16 protein-coding genes are annotated in these 17,687 nt (G+C 46.8%); 6 read left to right on the plus strand and 10 right to left on the minus strand.

Annotated features, from left to right (window positions below):
- Window positions 1-39: 39 nt before the first annotated feature.
- Window positions 40-411, minus strand: a complete 372-nt coding sequence (locus tag OX890_RS00875; protein ID WP_268649938.1) for a hypothetical protein — start codon at window positions 409-411, stop codon at window positions 40-42.
- 293 nt (window positions 412-704) lie between these two features.
- Between OX890_RS00875 and OX890_RS00880 the strand changes: the two genes are divergently transcribed.
- Window positions 705-2,825 (plus strand): putative bifunctional diguanylate cyclase/phosphodiesterase, encoded by a 2,121-nt coding sequence (locus OX890_RS00880; protein WP_268649939.1) that lies wholly within the window; start codon window positions 705-707, stop codon window positions 2,823-2,825.
- A 260-nt stretch (window positions 2,826-3,085) separates the two neighbouring features.
- Here OX890_RS00880 and OX890_RS00885 read toward each other — a convergent pair whose 3' ends face one another.
- On the minus strand, window positions 3,086-3,709 hold the full coding sequence (locus OX890_RS00885) for a tRNA-uridine aminocarboxypropyltransferase (protein WP_126493133.1): 624 nt from the start codon (window positions 3,707-3,709) through the stop codon (window positions 3,086-3,088).
- Window positions 3,710-3,866: 157 nt separating this feature from the next.
- A complete protein-coding gene (locus tag OX890_RS00890) occupies window positions 3,867-5,075 on the minus strand; it encodes a multidrug effflux MFS transporter (protein ID WP_006079661.1) in 1,209 nt (402 codons plus the stop codon).
- Window positions 5,076-5,188: 113 nt separating this feature from the next.
- On the opposite strand from OX890_RS00890, the gene OX890_RS00895 reads away from it, so the two are divergent.
- Window positions 5,189-6,160 carry a LysR substrate-binding domain-containing protein gene (locus OX890_RS00895; protein ID WP_126493135.1) on the plus strand — a complete coding sequence of 324 codons (972 nt, stop codon included), beginning with the start codon at window positions 5,189-5,191 and terminating at the stop codon, window positions 6,158-6,160.
- 83 nt (window positions 6,161-6,243) lie between these two features.
- Here OX890_RS00895 and OX890_RS00900 read toward each other — a convergent pair whose 3' ends face one another.
- Complete coding sequence (locus OX890_RS00900) at window positions 6,244-8,115, minus strand: methyl-accepting chemotaxis protein (protein ID WP_126493137.1); 1,872 nt, start codon at window positions 8,113-8,115, stop codon at window positions 6,244-6,246.
- A gap of 374 nt (window positions 8,116-8,489) precedes the next feature.
- Between OX890_RS00900 and OX890_RS00905 the strand changes: the two genes are divergently transcribed.
- Window positions 8,490-8,837 carry a hypothetical protein gene (locus tag OX890_RS00905; RefSeq protein ID WP_006079655.1) on the plus strand — a complete coding sequence of 116 codons (348 nt, stop codon included), beginning with the start codon at window positions 8,490-8,492 and terminating at the stop codon, window positions 8,835-8,837.
- A gap of 85 nt (window positions 8,838-8,922) precedes the next feature.
- On the opposite strand, the gene OX890_RS00910 is transcribed toward OX890_RS00905, so the two are convergent.
- Entirely contained in the window at window positions 8,923-10,398 is a 1,476-nt protein-coding gene (locus tag OX890_RS00910) for a DUF4145 domain-containing protein (RefSeq protein WP_126493139.1), read from the minus strand.
- A 33-nt stretch (window positions 10,399-10,431) separates the two neighbouring features.
- Entirely contained in the window at window positions 10,432-11,139 is a 708-nt protein-coding gene (locus OX890_RS00915; RefSeq protein WP_126493141.1) for a hypothetical protein, read from the minus strand.
- Between the two features lie 190 nt (window positions 11,140-11,329).
- Between OX890_RS00915 and OX890_RS00920 the strand changes: the two genes are divergently transcribed.
- Together OX890_RS00920 and OX890_RS00925 are read left to right on the plus strand one after the other, a co-directional pair.
- Window positions 11,330-11,860: a DUF2780 domain-containing protein gene (locus OX890_RS00920; RefSeq protein ID WP_106649057.1), complete on the plus strand. Its 531-nt coding sequence runs from the start codon at window positions 11,330-11,332 to the stop codon at window positions 11,858-11,860.
- 100 nt (window positions 11,861-11,960) lie between these two features.
- Complete coding sequence (locus OX890_RS00925; RefSeq protein ID WP_106649056.1) at window positions 11,961-12,434, plus strand: tellurite resistance TerB family protein; 474 nt, start codon at window positions 11,961-11,963, stop codon at window positions 12,432-12,434.
- 283 nt (window positions 12,435-12,717) lie between these two features.
- On the opposite strand, the gene OX890_RS00930 is transcribed toward OX890_RS00925, so the two are convergent.
- Both OX890_RS00930 and yjeH read right to left on the minus strand, forming a co-directional pair.
- Window positions 12,718-13,542 carry an HDOD domain-containing protein gene (locus OX890_RS00930; protein ID WP_006084589.1) on the minus strand — a complete coding sequence of 275 codons (825 nt, stop codon included), beginning with the start codon at window positions 13,540-13,542 and terminating at the stop codon, window positions 12,718-12,720.
- 289 nt (window positions 13,543-13,831) lie between these two features.
- Window positions 13,832-15,094 (minus strand): L-methionine/branched-chain amino acid transporter, encoded by a 1,263-nt coding sequence (gene yjeH / locus OX890_RS00935; protein ID WP_006079647.1) that lies wholly within the window; start codon window positions 15,092-15,094, stop codon window positions 13,832-13,834.
- 251 nt (window positions 15,095-15,345) lie between these two features.
- On the opposite strand from yjeH, the gene OX890_RS00940 reads away from it, so the two are divergent.
- Complete coding sequence (locus OX890_RS00940; protein ID WP_006079646.1) at window positions 15,346-15,777, plus strand: Lrp/AsnC family transcriptional regulator; 432 nt, start codon at window positions 15,346-15,348, stop codon at window positions 15,775-15,777.
- A 278-nt stretch (window positions 15,778-16,055) separates the two neighbouring features.
- Here OX890_RS00940 and nrfD read toward each other — a convergent pair whose 3' ends face one another.
- Window positions 16,056-16,997 (minus strand): cytochrome c nitrite reductase subunit NrfD, encoded by a 942-nt coding sequence (gene nrfD, locus OX890_RS00945; protein WP_006079644.1) that lies wholly within the window; start codon window positions 16,995-16,997, stop codon window positions 16,056-16,058.
- Window positions 16,994-17,680 (minus strand): 4Fe-4S dicluster domain-containing protein, encoded by a 687-nt coding sequence (locus OX890_RS00950; protein ID WP_268649941.1) that lies wholly within the window; start codon window positions 17,678-17,680, stop codon window positions 16,994-16,996. The genes nrfD and OX890_RS00950 overlap by 4 nt, the downstream gene beginning before the upstream one ends.
- Window positions 17,681-17,687 lie beyond the last annotated feature (7 nt).

Raw genomic sequence — 17,687 nt, forward strand, 5'->3', positions numbered from 1 at the left:
CGCACTGCCTAGCTGAAATCGACTGTGTCGATGGCATGATTATGGCTTAGGGATTTTACGCTCTTTTGCTGCGGCTTCTTTTGCTTCCCGTAAATATTTTTGCTCGCGACTTTCTCTTTCGTCGAACTGTTTCTGCGCCTTGAGTTTTTGCTGAGCCTCCCAATCATTGGTTTGGGACTGCTGTTTGATTTTATCTTCTCGCTCTGCCGTCTCTTTGGCCGCTTGGCGCGCCTTTTCTAGTTGGGCCTGCTCTAATCGTTGGGAGTCTATACGGGCCTTATCGGCTCTTTGCTCTAGGGTTAATTTTGGCTTTGGCACATCGGCGGCATTAGCCACAGCAAGATGAATGCTGGAAATCAGTATGAACGACATCAACATTTTAGAGATGAGCACCTTAGATAAATGCGCCATTTCCTGCCTCCTTTATTTGATCATCGGATGGATGAAAGATAACAGCCAACTCAAACACGATGCGAAAAACATAGCATAAAATCTGTCAAAGTTTGAAATATGCAGCAGGTGTTCTTAAAAAATATGCTTAAATACAAGTCTTAAACTACACTTTTTAAGTTTCTATTTGAGTGAAACAACAATTAGGTTTATTTTTAACCCCATTGGAATGATGTACTATTGGGCAACTTCGTATCAACGAAGACCTAAAAAATAGGATGTGACCTTATATGCGTCACAAGGGAGTATCCTAAATGATCAGATGGCAACACTTACTTAAAAAACTCAGTACAGATGATCCAGTACTGCAAGAAAAGCTGTCGCTCTGGCAAGCACATCCCCACAAAACTCCCTTGGCCTTAATTCAAGGCTTTAGCTTTATTAGCGCCAACCAAGCGACCCTCGGTTATTTTGAGACTGAGTACGACGCCTTTGTGAATGCGACTCCCTATGATTTTTCGCCAAGAATTCAATCTTCCGGCCGCAATAGTGTTGAATATGCGAGGGAAATGATCCTCGAAGCCATTGCGGGTAAGAATGTTGAATTCAACTGGCTACACTTGAGTCAACTCGGCAATGAACTGCCAACTCGAGTGAACCTCTATCGCAGCTATCTGCAGCAACAGCCCGTTGTGCTCGTGGAATTTCAAGCGCTCAATCGCCGTAATCAAATGCGCGAAATTATTTCCGATGGTTTTGCCCATATTCCCAAAGAGATTTTGTCGACGACACTCGAAGAAAGTGCCGAAGCTGTGTATATCACAGACACGGAAGATCAGATTTTGGCTGTTAATAAAGCCATGTGCCGTATTTGCGGTTATAGCGCCGAGCAGCTTATTAGTAAAACCCCTGAATTTTTAGAGCTAAGAAGCCATCATTTAGGAGAAGAAACCGAATGCCAAATTGCACTAAAACAAAGGGGCTTTTGGCAGGGTGAGACCTGGAAAAAACGTTCAGATGGTAGTAATTTCCCTGCTTGGCAAAGTAGTCGAAAAATCATTACCGAAGATGGCGATCACTATAATGTGAATATTTTCAGTGACATTAGTACGAAAAAGTTGTTAGAAACTCAGCTGACAACCCGTGCTATGTACGACACCTTGACTGGACTGCCTAACCGGTTCCACCTCAAGCAGATCCTCAACAAAGCACTAGAGAAGCTCAAAACGGATCCTCTCACATTAGGTGCGCTGATGTTTTTAGATCTCAATGGGTTTAAAAATATCAATGACAGCTTCGGCCACTCCATGGGCGATCGGGTGTTACAACTCGTCGCCGCCAGACTCGAAGCCGGTTGTATCGAAAAAGCCGACATAGCCCGCATGGGTGGAGATGAGTTTACCTTAGTACTGCAAGACTGCAGCTGCAAAGATGAAATCCAACTGTTTGCCGAACAGATACTCAGCTTATTTGAGAGCCCCTTTGAAATTGAAGGACAAAAGTTTTTCTTAGGCACAAGTATCGGCATTGCACTATTTCCGACCCACAGTGATAAGGCGGGACAACTGATAAGTCTTGCAGATACGGCTATGTACTGTGCTAAGAAGAGCTTACCGCACCTCGTATTTTACGATAAGGCTATGAGCCAGGCCGCAGAGTTAAAGCTGCAGTTAATCAATAGTCTAAGACATGCTCACAGCTTAAAACAGTTCACTCTCGCCTATCAGGCCATAGTGGATTTACACACAAATCAAACGATTGCAGCCGAAGCATTACTGCGCTGGCAAAAATCACCTACCGAGTATTATGACGCTGCCGACTTTGTACCATTGCTGGAAGAAACAGGGTTAATTGTCAGTATTGGTCAATGGGTATTAGAACAAGCTTGTGTGCAAGCGGCACTATGGCGGGCACATAATCAGGCAGACTTTAGAATTTCAGTCAATGTGTCACCACTGCAATTGGAACACTTAGACTTTATCGACCAAGTAATTAACGCCTTGGACATGGCTAATTTACCTGCTGAAGCACTGATTTTAGAAATCACCGAATCGGCACTGTTACGCCAACCTGAGCAAGCACGACTCACTCTCAACCGCATAAAAGCCCTAGGTGTCAGCATTGCTATCGATGATTTTGGTACTGGATTATCCTCACTCAGTCGTTTAGGCACTTTGCCCATAGACAGTGTAAAAATTGATGCCGAGTTTGCCTTGCGCTTAAACGAAGTTTCAGGACAAAAGCTCTGCAATGCCATAGTGCAACTCGCACAGGCACTCGATATTCACTTCGTCGCCGAAGGCATAGAGACTCAACAACAAAGGGACATAATGACAGACATGGGCCAAGGTTTTGCCCAAGGATTTCTTTTTGGTTATCCGAGTTCAGTCGATAACTTCACCCAAACCTTTCTTGTGGAAAAACATATAGCTTAAAGCTCGATAGCCCTGCCAGCACGCCATCAACTAATTGTGATTAACAATGGAATCACTCCCCTGCAAAGCAATTGGCTGGCAAAGCTATCTCATCATTTGCTGCGCAAATGAATCCTTATTATTAAACCGTATTTCACACTAAGTTAGCGTGATCTGAATAAGATTTTGACTAATTTAATTCGTACGCAGTATCAAAACTCAATAACTTAAAGGCATTAATTCAGACCTAAAACCTCTAAGGCTAAATAATGTCAAAACATTCACTTAGTCTCGCCGTTAGGTTTGTTTGAGTTCTGATAACGAGCCTGCACAGTGCTCGGCATCGCCTTAATCCGCAGTTCAACCATAGCATCAAATGCCGTCATTAAGGGCTGAACATCCAGCGCAGGATTAAGGGCGCTTAGCATATAAGCACAAGCTTCTAAGGTCGATAAACTGTCGCTACGACTCGACTTACGGATCCGGTAGCGCGACTCATAACCTTCAGCCAAATGCACCGCAGGATACTGGGTTAACCAAGGATTCAGCTGCAACATCTTAAACGCCTTGCGCCAAGTACCATCGAGTAAGAGCAATACACAATCTGGATTGATAGGCTGCTGTTCAACACTCACACTTTGCTCAGAGGGATAGACGAGATAAATCGGCTTATTACACGCCGCTAAATGTTCCCGTAAACCATTGAAGTCGGCCTCGCTTTCGCCCACATAAACTTGCGTTTCAGCAACAACAAGACTCAATACCCGCACACTATTTTTTTTATGTTCGACTTCACTCGGGTGCTGTAAAACCACCAACTGAGTCATTGGAGAGATAGGCTGAACACTCGCACACAGACAAGCATTCTGGGGATAACGACAAATAGCACAATAGTGACGGGACAAGCTTTACCCTCGGTTTGAGTAAGTTATTTTACGAGTATACCAAAGGATAAAGAGGTATTAGGCACAATAAAAAATACCCACAGTTCGCGGTCAAACAAACTGTGGGTAAAGGGTGTGCTCTGTAATTAACGACTTTGTAATTAACCTGTGCCGCGAACTAATGCTCGCCAGCTAACTGCTCTTGATGCCAGTGGTCGAATCGACTCAGTGCCATCATCAACAATAAACCGATAGGAAATACGCCCATCACTAAGGCCACTGCATAAGGTGCGGTTAAATTCGTTTGCTGTACGAGTCCAGCGAGCACGGATGCACCGCTCATCTGAATAAAACCTAACATAGCCGCCGCCGTTCCAGCTCGTTCACCGAAGGCCGACAGTGCCATACTGGTCGCTGGGCCGAGTAAGAAGGAAAATCCCACGCCTAACATCAACATGGGCAACATAAAGGCAAACGCTGCCATCATTCCAGTGCTCGGACCGAATTGCTGACCCGCCACAGTGATAGCGGCAGACAGAACGAGTATGGACAGCGCCAAAATCGTTGTCGGACGATTGCCGAGTTTGCGAATGACCAGCGGCGCCGTAAAACAGGCCACGATATTAAACACGGCATTGAAACCGAATAGACCACTAAACATGAGCTCAGAAAGCCCTAAATGCCCAATCAGCCACACAGGCGCATACGACACGTAACACAAAATCGCCGCCATCGCCGACATACAAGCAAAGGCATAAAACAAAAAGTGAGTGTTACCCAGTACAGGCTTGTATCTACCCCAACGGTAAAGCGGCCCTGTGGTAACCGTATTGGCAGGTCGAGTCTCAGGTAAGCGATAACCGACAACGAGCAACATCAACATGGCATATAACGTCATGAAAACGAAGGTTGAACGCCAACCAAATTGCATTGCCAATAAACCACCTAATGTCGGCGCTAATGCAGGAATAACGCAAATGGCACCATTTAAGTAACTGTAAATCTTAGCGCCTTCTTTTTGATCGTAGCAGTCACGCACCGCGCTAAACACCACGATAGAAGTCGAACAGGCGGCTAAACCTTGCAGCAAACGGGCAATCTGTAACCAATGGAACTCGATAGCCGCAGCGGCTAATAGGCTGCTCGCACCGTAGAGTAAGACCCCAAAGATTGCCACAGGACGGCGGCCATAACGGTCGGCTAATGGCCCGATCAACACTTGGCCTAAGCCCATGGCGAATAAAAATAATACGATCGTAGATTGCACATCACTGGCAGATACGGCGAATTCTGCCGCCATAGTTGGCATTGAAGGTAAGTAAATATCGATTGCCAATGGGCTGAGAAGCACCATAGACATCAGGATAGGTAATAGATTGCGCCGCATAAATAATCTCAGTTGATCAGGAAAAGGTATTTCAGTGGGCGCTATTTTAATTAACTCAAGGTATGAACAGAAATGGTATAATTTCCAAAGTAAATTTCCTCTGAGGAATATCTGTGAATATCGACAACTTAGCCAGAATCGATCTTAACTTGCTGGTCATACTCAAAGTTCTGCTAGAAGAGCAAAGCGTGACTCGCGCCGCCAGCCGATTACATATAAGCCAGTCAGCTCTCAGTAAGAGCTTAAATCGGCTCAGAGAAACCTTAGATGATCCCCTATTTCAGCGCACGGCCCACGGCTTAAAACCGACGGCGCACGCCCTAATTCTTGGGCAAAAACTGCCGAATATTTTGCAAGACTTATATCAACTCACCCAGCCTCCGACCTTCAATCCCGCCAGTAGCAATCGACAATTCTCCTTTGCCATGGTGGAAAGCGCTTATGAAACCTTAATCCCGTATTTTATTGGCCCTATGCTAACCACGGCGCCCAACGTCAAACTTGACTCCTATGTCTGGACCGAAAAATCGATGCAGGATTTACAACAAGGGCAAATTGACTTTGGTATTTCAGGGCGGGACTTGCATCCATTGTCCGATTTTCAGGTGGATCGCCTGCCCGAAGGTATTGCCTATCAAACACTGTTTACCGATCAACAAGTGTGTTTAGTGCGTGAAGACCACCCACTGATGACGGCGCTCACTTCAGACCAATGGAATCTCCCACTCTACCTCGACATGGCCCATGTGCAGGTTCGCTGTGAAGGCAGCGATTGGTGGGCGCTGGATTACTTTCTTGCCGATCTCGGCCATCGACGCCGGATCAGTACGACAGTACCCGATTTTTATGGTGCCGCCAGTGTATGCGCCCACAGCGATTTAATCTTCACTCTGCCCTCGAGCTTTGCACGGCACGCCTGCCAGCTCTATCCGCTTAAGCTACTGCCCTTACCCTTCGAATTTATGCCCATGGCCTATGTATTGTTATGGCATCAAAGAAATGATGAAGATCAAGGGCATAAATGGATTAGAGAAACGATTTGTCAGAGTGTCGCTAAGTTATTTACTCCCGCAGAAATGCTTTAATACCAAATCACTATCAATAAAAAAGCCCGATAAAGCAAAGGCGTTATAGGGCTCTTATCAAAGTGAAGCGCTACAAATAGTGGCTACAGAATAAAGGTCGCGACTTGTGCATTAAGATCATTAGCACGGGCTTTCAACCCACGCGCCTGTGCCAAATCAGCCATGGCCGATGCGGTGATCTCATCGGTCACATCTTTAATCGCAACAGTATTTTGGGTGATTTCACCCGTCACTTGAGTCTGCTCTTCCGCTGCGGTAGCAATTTGGCCTGCCATATCTGAAATCACGTTGACCGCTTGAGTAATTTCTTCAAGGGCTTTCGCCGCCGCATTCGCATCTTCAACACTGTGACCCGCTAATGCTTGGCTGCTTTCCATCAAGCTGACGGCTCTGGCGGTTGTGCGTTGCAGTGTTTCAATCGTGGTATGCACTTCTTGAGTCGAATCTTGAGTACGGCGCGATAACACGCGCACTTCATCCGCGACCACGGCAAAACCACGGCCCTGCTCACCAGCACGCGCCGCTTCAATGGCAGCGTTAAGCGCCAACAAGTTGGTTTGTTCAGCAATCCCTTGAATCGTCGCCAGGATGCTCGAAATGGATTTAGCGTGACGGCTCAAGTCTTCAATGACATCCGTTGCTTGAGCGACTTCATCAGCTAAGGAGTTGATCGAGTTACGGGTTTTATTGACTAACTCTTTACCCTGTAAACTGCTCGCTGCAGATTGTTGAGCCGCCGTTGCCGTGTTTTCAGCATTGGCCGCAATCTCATTGGTCGCACTCGCCATTTCTGTGACTGCGGTCGCGACCATAGCCACTTCTTGTTGTTGACGTTGAAGTTCAGTGACTGAGGTTTGCGTGGTGGCCAGACTACGTTCAGCATCGGCATCTAACTCATTCGCTAACTGGCGAATATGGCTGATCAACTGATGTTGACTACCAACAAAACGGTTAAAGCTATCGGCAAGTACGCCCACTTCATCTTGAGTGTCGACAGAAATACGCTGAGTTAAATCACCGTTACCATCGGCGATACGCGCCAGCGCCTGCGATACTCGGCTCAATGGACCCAGTAACATGCCAACTAACCAAGAAATCGCTAACACACTCAACAGCAGTACGAGTGCCGATAAACCCAGTTGGGTGAGTAACAGGCTCGACAGTGGCGCTTCTAGCGTTTCCTTATCAAGCACTAACACTAATTCCCAATCTGTATTGGGGATATCAACGCTCCAAACTAACTTGTCGCGTCCTTCATTTTCAAAATACATAGGCAACAGAGTACCCGCTGCACGGCTCTGTTCTGGCAAGTTGCGATTAAGATCGTTGTCGATTTCACCTATAGGTTTCATCGTCTTCGCTTGATCTTTATAAGCGATAACTGTGCCGTCTTTGTGCATCATGATGGCATAACCGTTGGCCGGTAACTTCATCCGATTAACACCGTCAACTAGGCTCGCGATAGATAAGTCACCACCCACAACACCTTGTGCCGTAGGCTGCGCCATAGTCACAACCAGAATGTTATAAGCCACATCCACGTAAGGCTTAGTCAAGATAGGACCGCGTGCACTGATGGCTTGTTGATACCAAGGACGGCTACGAGGATCATAACCAGTACGGTCTACACTCGGATCAGAATCCAGCATTTGCCCCGCTTGACTCCCAAAATAGGTCAACTGGAAACGGCCAGACGCTTGTGCTTGTTGCAACGTATTTAGGCTATCACCCTCAACTTTGCTCGCCAGTGCCCCCATAATATCTTGGCGGCCGGCCAACCATTCTTGAATGCGCTCAGCCTGCTGCTCACCTAAGCGCTGCACTTGTTCTAGGCTGTTTTTTAACAGCTGAGACTTTTGGCTGGAATAACTTTGCCATGACAACAAACCAATCACGAGTGAAAGGGCTACCACGACGGAGAACAGAATTTTTTGCTTGAGCGAATATGAGTTCATGTTGGCGTCTAATTTATTAACAAAGCAGTGAAACAAGAGGGTGTCTGAGCGAGTTGAACGAACATTTAAAACTAATTTAATAAAGCGGCAAACTGAGTTAAAACTGCAGCTTAATCTGAACTTAATTTTCTCATATTCTGTACAGTTCGCAAAGAAATTGCTCAGATTTACATCAAAAAGATTCGAGCAAAAACATATGATTAACTAACCGCTATTCGATGTGCAACATAGGTGACCACGAGATCACATATCGGGATGATACGTAACAGCCCAATGGCCTCAGAGGTAAAATAAAGTAAATTAATCAAGATTAACGTGACCTAGACGCACTCGCTATTGCACACTAAATGTCCACTGCCTATCGAGGAGTTCTTATGATTTATCAACAGTTCCAACAGAGCCCGTTGCAGACCCGAATTTCTGGCCCACGGGCTTGGTTAGCCATGGCAATTAGCGTTAGCCTTATCTGTTTATCGCTATTTTTATTGCCCTTCGTGCTTTTATTTGGCGCCATTGCGCTCGGTTGTTTAGTCCTGTTTAGCCGTTTTTACATGGCACGTCAGTTGGCTAAATTTAATCAGGCACAGGCAAACGCCAAGCAACACGCCCATGCTGCAGATGAGCCACAGAGCCAGGTTTATGGTTCAGAAACGATTGTTAGGGAATCCAATGCGACGCGCCATCAAGGGCGGACTTTTGAGCATAAAGAGGATGAACACTAGGGCGTGTTGACGTTTCGAGATTAAATTTTGTTCGCTCTGGCAAGCTAGTGATCGCGAAACGAGGCGTGAAGTGTCGTTATTCTACTTAAATGACGAGTAATGTCTGTGCGCGTTTAAGACTATGAATTTCTGCGGGATCTTGAGTTACCTTAAGTACATTTTTAATTTGTAATGCAAGAGAACGCCAAAGAGGCTCGATAATATCGGCCTCTTTTTTATTGGCATGTTGTCGCGCCAACTTCAGCAAAGCAGCGGCTCCCACAACATCAATTCGCCCTAACATACCGTCGGCCAATGCCATACTCAGCTCGATCATCGCAGGCACACTGTGACCATATTTGATCGCTTGGCGCAGATAATCCTCAGCCTGAGTCAAATCACTACCAAAGGCATTATCGTCATTGAGCATATGCTGTGCCCGCGTCAGCATGGCATCGAGTTGCCCTTGCTCGGCAGCTTCAGCCATCCAATACTCGCTGGCAATCATATCTCGAGTACAACCATCACCATTGGCGAGCATTAATGCCAAATGATACTGGGCGTGGGGATAACCCGCTTGTGCGGCTTTGCTAATAAAATGATAGGCTTGGGCGAGATTTTTTTGCTGATAATGCAGCACACCCAAGTTCGCCATCGCTTCGGTTTGCTCACCCTCCGCTGCGCGCTGTAAGTATTGCTGCGCTAACTTGCTATCGGGTTGAAACGACTCACTGCCGACAAGATAAAAATATCCCAATAACGCCATCGCATTAACGACACCCGCCTCGGCCGCCGTCGCAATCAGCTGCTCACCTTTCGCCACCTCAGGCACACCTTGATAACCGTGGATCAAGGCCACGCCGTGCTCATGTAACGCTTCCATATGCCGAGGCGCCGCAAGGGCAAACCAATAGGCGGCACGAGCAAAACTGTCAGCGGCGCTGATATGGGAAGTAAGAGGTGAAACGCCAGAAGATTCTGGATTAGATGTGGCTTCAGCTGAAGTGGCAAACTCTTGATCTTGTTGCTGCTCTTGCTCTTTCAGTATCAGGGCCTTGGTCTTAAAGGATATTCCTACTAGATACTGAGCTTCGGCGTCATCTTCCATCACAGCGCGGTAGCATAAATCCTTCGCGGTCATGGCATCAGACGCTTCATAACGATAATCAGGTGCGGCTTGGCCTTTAACCTTGGGATACAAGTGTTCGACTAGAGCCAAAACATCTTTAATAGATTTTTGCGCCAGCGCGAGCAATTGCGCTTGGGTCAGGTGATATTTTTCTGGATGGGCGCCGCGGTTACCGTCGGCCCGCAATCGATGCAGCGCGCGAGTCGTCTTAACATCGATAACGCGCTGCTGATTTAGTTGCTCGATCCTATCGTACAGATTCGGACTCGAAAACGCGATTTGCTTATCTTGCCCCAGTAACTCGGTGAGCTTATGGGTAAAACTGCGAATGTGCAGTAGCGACTGAGTCGGCACATCCTGCACATAGCTTTTTGCCTTGAGGTAGTCATCACTCAAGGAGGCCGAAAAATCTTGGATAAACTCACTATCCTTAATGACCGTTTTCGTCCCCATGAGTGATTCCCTGCAGGCTGAATTGAGTTTGAATTACTCGACGCTTGGTTTTTTCGACACCATATATAAGCGGAACAAAGCCACGTTAACGAATAAGCCAATGAAAGACATAAAGGTATCCGATAGCATTTGCAGCGGTAATCCGCCCATAGAGGCAGCACCTGACAGCAGATTACCCACCACTGAAAGCGGCAGATAGAGCATTAATAGTGCAATAGTTTTCAACACGATAGGGCCACTAAAGCTAAAACTGCCCTTGATGGCTTCCAGCGGTGTTAAACGCTCAACCACGACCATAAAGTTCACATAGGCCAAACGGGCGAAGAGATAAAAGCTAATAACCAACCCCACCAGCCACACAGGACCAAAGGCAGCAAACAGCATCACTGGCGCTAAAATCGCTAAACCAGAAAACACCCCAGCTAATAATAGTGGTGGAACGAAAGGTAAACTGGCCTTCAGCACCATGCCGGCAGAAGGACTATGCCCTTGAGAACGCAGTTCTAAAAACAGTGTCAGGGCGGCGATTAATACCGAAAAGGTGAGCAGTAACAGCATCATGGCGACCATGTGTGGTGCGCCAAACTGTGGATTTTCAAGATCGACTTTACTCATCTCTACGCCAAGCCACAACTGGATCCCCACTTGGATCAAAAGTAATGGAATCGTCAGCATAGCGAGTTGCGCCAGATGATTACGGAAGAAGTTATAGGCTTCTGACAAAATTGCGGACAGTGACATGCGACTTTCCAAATAATTGAAATGAATTAACACTTAGAATTGCCGCTAAGGATACCGAAAATCCCGTTGCAATGCACAGCAGAAATCACCAGTGTGAATCGTAAATCACAGAAAACTACTGCAACAAAAGTTGCAAACCCGCTAAACTGTCCTGCGAACACGTGCGCAAACCATCAAAGGACGCTTCCATATGAAACACACTCTTACCCTCTCGATCTTCCTCGGCACTTGTATTTTAGCGGCGCCAGCCAGTGCAGGATGGTTAGATAACTTGGCCGGAACTCAAGCCAAAACGGAAAAAGCGGCCACGACGGCGACAGCGACTCAGTCAAATGATTTGGTTGGCAACGTCATGTCACAATTGGGTTTAAACCAAACTCAAGCCGAAGGTGGCTTAGGCAGTTTATTAGGCTTAGCACAATCAAGCCTAGGGACAACCGACTATTCAAAGCTGGCTGCCAGCATTCCTAATGCCGATAGCTTGTTAGCGGCAGCACCTAAATTGGACTCAACATCAGGCGTTTCTGGCTTGTTATCCAAGGCGGGTAATTTAGGCTCATCACTGCAAGGCAGTGCTATGGTGTTAGACGCCTTTGAAAAATTGGGTATTTCTAAAGATCTGGCGATGCCAATGATCAACATTGCTAAGTCTTACTTAGAAACCAATGGCACTGAAGGCACCTCTGACTTACTGATGAAAGGTCTGAACTCGCTACTGTAATCCCGTTTTATCTCACCCTAAGCAACTCAGTGCTTAGGGTGAACTTTCGCCCCTCAATCGACTCTACCTTATATTCCCCCCAACATGAGAACCGCCAAATATGATTGCGAAGTTAAGACGATTCTTTGAAGCACATACGCAAGCAGTCTCACCTGAAGACAAGGCGCATCAACTTAAACTCGCCGCAGCGAGCATGTTACTTGAAGTGGTGTTTGCCGATGATACCTTAACGGCTGAGGAGGAAGCCTTATTGCCTAAGCTACTGACAGAAACGCTATCAATGCCAGAAGCTGACGCTAAAACACTGATTACTGAAGCTAAAAGTGTGCAAGGTAGCGCGACCTCACTGTTTGAATTTACCTCAGCCATTAACGCCGAATTTAGCCTAGCGCAAAAGCAGCAATTATTGCTCGCCATGTGGCAACTGGCCTATGCCGATGGGCAGTTATCCCAATATGAAGACCAAATCATTCGCCGTACCGCTGATTTGCTGTACCTCAAACACAGCGAGTTAATTCAAATGCGCAATCTTGCCATCGCCGCCAATCGACATACTGATCAAGCGCCTCAGTAATTCCACGGTTAAATCAAGGCAACAATCGATTAATCCGTCGCATAAAAAAGCGTGAATGCAAAACGCTATCTCGTTTCACATTCACGCTATAGTCTTAAGACCTTATTGATTTCGTCTTTGACTAAAAATGATTTGTCCTGCCGCGCGATTTACCTAAACCCAACTCACTTAAATCCTAGTCAGTTAAGCCTTAGTTCGTTAAACACTAGCCAGTTGAACGCCACTCATCAGCTAAACCGAACCAGTAAAAACCTATCAATAAAGCACTAAGCTCAGTGAAATCCTAAGCTAAGGCTTTACCGATTTCGAACCCTGAACCGCGTAACTCAGTCAACTTAGTCCGCAATCCACCCATCTCCATTCTTAATCCTTTCTTGGTGGCTAACTGGGATAACCAACTGGTTTTCTCATCATCCTCAATAGTGTCCCACTCATCCAGCACTTTGTAAGATAGGCATAGTAATGCGGCAAGTTTTGAAAATGGGTCCGAATCCTTAGGATGATCTTGATATAAAATACCTTCCACCAACGCTGTGGTGAATTTCCAATTTTTGGCCAGCAATGCGCCGATATCGGGTGAATCATATCCAAGCAACTCACGTTCAAACTCATGCTTATCTTTGCCCTGCGCCACGGCTTCAGCAATTTTCGCCGCATCTTCAGGTGACACAGCCGCAATCAGTAAGTCGCCAATACGGTGCAAGATACCGCAGGTGAATGCTTCTTCAGGTATAGCACCACAACGTTTCGCCATTTCTTGGCTGTATAGAGCAATCTCAAAGGTTTGCCCCCAAAACTGGGCTAAGTCGATTCCTTCACACTTAGGAACCGCACCAATTACGGCCGATGCAAGCACTAAAGTACGCAGGGTTTGCATCCCAAGACGCACCACGGCTTCGTCGATCGTACCCACCTCTCGACTCCGTCCATAGTGGGCACAGTTGGCAAGGCGTAATACCCTCGCGCTGATTAAGGGATCGTGCGCAACCTTAGTCGCAATACTTTTTACTGTCGCATTATCATCATTGACTGCGTCTAATAGTTCACTGATCGCCTTGGGTAACCTGGGTAATTCATCCACTCGATTGAGTAACGCAGCTGAATCCATTTTTATGCTCCTTCTGTATGAATGATCAAAATATAGAACACAAACTAGCGCCTCGCTCGCGAGATATAATTAAATATCAGTAATGTGCAATCCTTCTACGACACCTATTACCGGCCATCAAACTTAAGGTTTACCTCTTTATTTCATTCAATTTAATCACACTCAATCATATCCAGTTACGAAATCCACTCAGCCACACAAAAAAAGCCCCGAACTCTAATAACCATAAAGAGTTCGGGGCCTTCTTAATTAACCCATCATTTTGATTTAGCCCCAGAGGAGCCGAATATTACTCAGGAATCGCTAAACCTTGTTTGCGGCTGATATGGGTCTTTTGCCACCAGAGAAATGGCGCCACCACTAATATCAACACCAATACATAGGACATGCTCGCACCTAGGGCAAAACCTAATGCCAAGCAAAACGCACAACCCAGCGCTACTAGTGGCCAATTATGGCGCGGTAATAACTTAGCGGCCGCTAACATGGCCATCAAATAGATCACCACAAATACACCGTTGCTCCATGCAATAAGGTGTTCTAACTCTTGTCCAGTAAGATAAGTCAGCACTATCACGCTCGCCATCACAGATAACAGTGCAGCCAGTGCGCGAATAGGTACGCCGTGGGCATTCTTCACCGCGAAGAAACGCGGCAAAATCCCTTCACAACTAAAGCTCCACACTAAACGTGCCGCACTGGCCGAATACACGTTCACGGTAGCTAATCCACTTGCGATCCCCAAAACGCCAATCACTTGCGCGCCGTAACCACCGAGCAACTGATCAAACACGCCGATCATAGCGACGCTTTTATCCGTCGGTACTAACAGTAGTAATAGTGTACAAGCCACATAAATGACGCCCACCAGCACAGTACCCATCATCATAGCGGGGATCATATCCTGCTGCGGACGACGAAAATCATCGGCCAGATGGGTCATCGCTTCTATACCCAAGAAACTCCAAAAAGCGATGCCAGCGGCAATCATCACGGTTGGCATTTCAGGCATACCATGGCTGGCGAGTGTTGTCAGGTGCCCGGGCTGAAAACTGCTTGCGCCAAATAAGAGGACAACGACGGCCACTATGCACAGCGTTAAGCCAAATTGCAGCTTGGCCGACACTTGAATGCCCCTTAAATTAATCAGGAACAGGCCAAAAATCACTAATACTTCAACACCGACCTTGGACCAACCCGATATCGGCATTAAGGCATTCACAAACTGAAAGGTCATCAAAATCGCGGCGGGGGCGCCCATGGGCACAACCAGTAAAAAGATCAGTCCAATTGTTCGACCAGCGGTGCGACCAAAGGCTTTTTCGACAAAGTAAGCGGGGCCAGCGGCATGGGGAAATACACTCGCTAAACGACCAAAGACCAGCGCCACAGGAATAATGGCTAAGGTGAGCAATATCCATGCGACTAGCGCGCCAGATTGCGCTTTTTCAATTGTCATCTGAGGCAAAATAAACACCCCAGTACCAAGCAAAGTGGTCGCCATCAGACCCGCACCTTGCCAACGACCTATAGTTCCGCTATTTGAATTCATCTGTTAATATTCTGTGGTATTTGAGCTGTCAGTATAGTGAGATTTTGCCCCACAATCTGCCGTTAATTTCAGTGTTCTCCACGTCCAATACCGGCAAAATCACGGCAAATAGCGTTATTTCCATCAAAATGACGGCCAGCTTAAGATGTGGTGAAATTGTAAGCTCAAATACTCAGTAAATTCTGTTGCCATTCAAACCAATGGCAAAATTGCACACAGATCCAATATAGCCATTTTCACTGGAGTCACCCTTGGATAAATTCGATACCGCCATCATTCATAGTTTGCGTCAGGATGCACGCCAGAGCGTGTCGAATATTGCCGAGCAAGTGAACCTTTCCCGCAGCGCGGTAGCCGAGCGGATTAAAAAACTCGAACAGACTGGGGTGATCCGTGGCTATCAAGTGCTCTTGAGTGAGTCGCAAAAAGAAGGGGTGTCGGCTTATTTCGAAATCCAGCATCAATGTCCACGTTGCGCCGACGTGGTACACGTTTTCCAAGCGATCCCCGAAGTGATCACTTGCCGTGGTATTTCCGGTGATATGGATTTACTCGTGTACGTGCATGCACCCTCAATGCGCCGCCTGCATGAGATCCGTGAATATATCGACACTCACACAGATATCATCAAGATCAAAACCCATGTGGTGATGAGTGAGTGGATTAATAATTTAGGCGAGTAACTTAAATCGAGTGGCCCTAAAGCAAGAAACGCCACCCTAAGGAATAGAGGTGGCGAGGCCCATTTGGAGGCAGGGCAAAATATTGAAGTGTAAAATATGGCATCCTTGCCCAGCGACCTCCCTGTTACACAACCAACCGCGACTAGACTTACCCCTTGAGAGCTCAGCCAGCGCCGCAAGAGCCTCATCTACAATGTTTTCCTTTGACATTGTTTCCGCGATCCGTCGATTTCCTTGATTATTATCATCTTGTTCGTCTTGAATGAAGCGTTCGCACCTTAAGCGATCGTCATTTGTCCTGTGTACAGTATGAAGTTACGTAGCAATAAAACCCCGATTAAGCTCAAGCAAGCCGTCCCTGCCACATAAGCCCATTTGCGTTTCGACGTCGTGGTCATAAACAGGTTCATCGCTAACGGGCCTGATAAACCGAGTCCGATAATCCCTACCCAGAAAATCCAGCCCCAGAAGCCATAACCTAAGGCATTAAAGGCGGCAATTTTACTCTGTCCTCCGGTGAGCAATAAGCCAACGAAGAAGGTAAACAGCAGCACAATCTCAACTAAGATCAGCGGGATTTCCACTTTGTGGATAAAGTGCACCTCTTTGTCATTCGGTTTGCCATTCATCAACACGCCACCGAGTAAAGAAGATGCCGCACCGGAAGACAGCCCTGATGCCAAGAACAGTAAAGGCAGCACAGGATTTTTCAGCATGGGATAACCAGGTAACGCCGATAACAAGAAGCCGGTATACGCGCCCAATGCTAAGGATAGAATCACCAGTAATCCCGTGATCGTCGCCTCAAACCGAGCTAGCAAAGCCGTCAGCTTAAGGACGATAGGGAAACGCGATTCACACCAAGCATCGACAGGTTTGCGGAAGGTTAACCCTATCCACATAAACATAAACACTTGGTAAATCAGCAGAATCAGTACACCCATCGACATCACAGATTTAGGATTGTAAAACACCAAAATCTTCCAGAAATCGAGGGGTTTAGTTAAGTCTGCGACCAATATGCCTAAGCCCGCCATCACGGCGACAGGGGCGACAATACAGGCGGCTCGCACAAAGCCAGACTGATAGGCGTTTTGCTTCAAAACAAAATGTTTCAACAGTACGGCGAAGAACATAGCCCCTGCTGATACACCCGCCAAAAACAGGTAGATCGCAATCGGCCAATGCCAGACTAAGGTATCAAAATGTAGGGCACTCATAGTATCACCTCCCCGGATTTCGCCAGAATACGGAACAACTTAGGTCGCGTTCCGAGGGCGACTTTCGCGCGTTGAGTTGGATTAGCGCGCAGCACTTGTACTAACTCAGACGTCGGATCTTTTAAATTGCCAAACACTAACGCCTTAGTTGGACACGCCTCAACGCAGGCAGGCTGTTTTCCTTGAGCGAGATTCGTCTCACGGCAGAAATCACACTTATCCGCCGCGTGGGTGACTGGGTTAATAAAGCGAATTTTGTAAGGGCAAGCCGCAATACAATATTGGCAGCCGACACATTTCCACGCATTGACTGACACTATGCCGGTTTCTTTATCAATAAAGGCTGCGCCCGTTGGGCAGACGTTGACACAAGGTGCATCTTCACAATGCTGGCAAGAGATACGGCTGAAGTGATAATACTCATTCGGATACTCACCGAACGGTCCAGTTTGTTCAATCCTGACCCGAGAAACGCCTTCTGGCACTTGATTGGTTTCACGACATGCCACTTCACATGCGCGGCAACCAATACACTTAGTTTCATCATGAATCATCGCATATTTAATATCTGACTCTGCTTTAGCACCTTCAGTGGCATTCACTGTGGCGAGCAGTGATGCGCCCGTAGCGCCAGCAAATAAGGCACATGTGCCTTTTAGAAATCTTCTTTTTGAATTTTCCATAACCTAC

The sequence above is a fragment of the Shewanella sp. DAU305 genome, from assembly GCF_026802235.1.
Taxonomy (GTDB): Bacteria; Pseudomonadota; Gammaproteobacteria; order Enterobacterales; family Shewanellaceae; genus Shewanella; species Shewanella baltica.

What these genes read in the sequence shown, in the direction of transcription:
- OX890_RS00875 (WP_268649938.1), bottom strand. Translation starts at nt 411, where the DNA reads ATGGCGCATTTATCTAAGGTGCTCATCTCTAAAATGTTGATGTCGTTC.
- OX890_RS00880 (WP_268649939.1), top strand. Translation starts at nt 705, where the DNA reads ATGATCAGATGGCAACACTTACTTAAAAAACTCAGTACAGATGATCCA.
- OX890_RS00890 (WP_006079661.1), bottom strand. Translation starts at nt 5,075, where the DNA reads ATGCGGCGCAATCTATTACCTATCCTGATGTCTATGGTGCTTCTCAGC.
- OX890_RS00900 (WP_126493137.1), bottom strand. Translation starts at nt 8,115, where the DNA reads ATGAACTCATATTCGCTCAAGCAAAAAATTCTGTTCTCCGTCGTGGTA.
- OX890_RS00905 (WP_006079655.1), top strand. Translation starts at nt 8,490, where the DNA reads ATGATTTATCAACAGTTCCAACAGAGCCCGTTGCAGACCCGAATTTCT.
- OX890_RS00910 (WP_126493139.1), bottom strand. Translation starts at nt 10,398, where the DNA reads ATGGGGACGAAAACGGTCATTAAGGATAGTGAGTTTATCCAAGATTTT.
- OX890_RS00915 (WP_126493141.1), bottom strand. Translation starts at nt 11,139, where the DNA reads ATGTCACTGTCCGCAATTTTGTCAGAAGCCTATAACTTCTTCCGTAAT.
- OX890_RS00920 (WP_106649057.1), top strand. Translation starts at nt 11,330, where the DNA reads ATGAAACACACTCTTACCCTCTCGATCTTCCTCGGCACTTGTATTTTA.
- OX890_RS00925 (WP_106649056.1), top strand. Translation starts at nt 11,961, where the DNA reads ATGATTGCGAAGTTAAGACGATTCTTTGAAGCACATACGCAAGCAGTC.
- OX890_RS00930 (WP_006084589.1), bottom strand. Translation starts at nt 13,542, where the DNA reads ATGGATTCAGCTGCGTTACTCAATCGAGTGGATGAATTACCCAGGTTA.
- yjeH (WP_006079647.1), bottom strand. Translation starts at nt 15,094, where the DNA reads ATGAATTCAAATAGCGGAACTATAGGTCGTTGGCAAGGTGCGGGTCTG.
- nrfD (WP_006079644.1), bottom strand. Translation starts at nt 16,997, where the DNA reads ATGAGTGCCCTACATTTTGATACCTTAGTCTGGCATTGGCCGATTGCG.
- OX890_RS00950 (WP_268649941.1), bottom strand. Translation starts at nt 17,680, where the DNA reads ATGGAAAATTCAAAAAGAAGATTTCTAAAAGGCACATGTGCCTTATTT.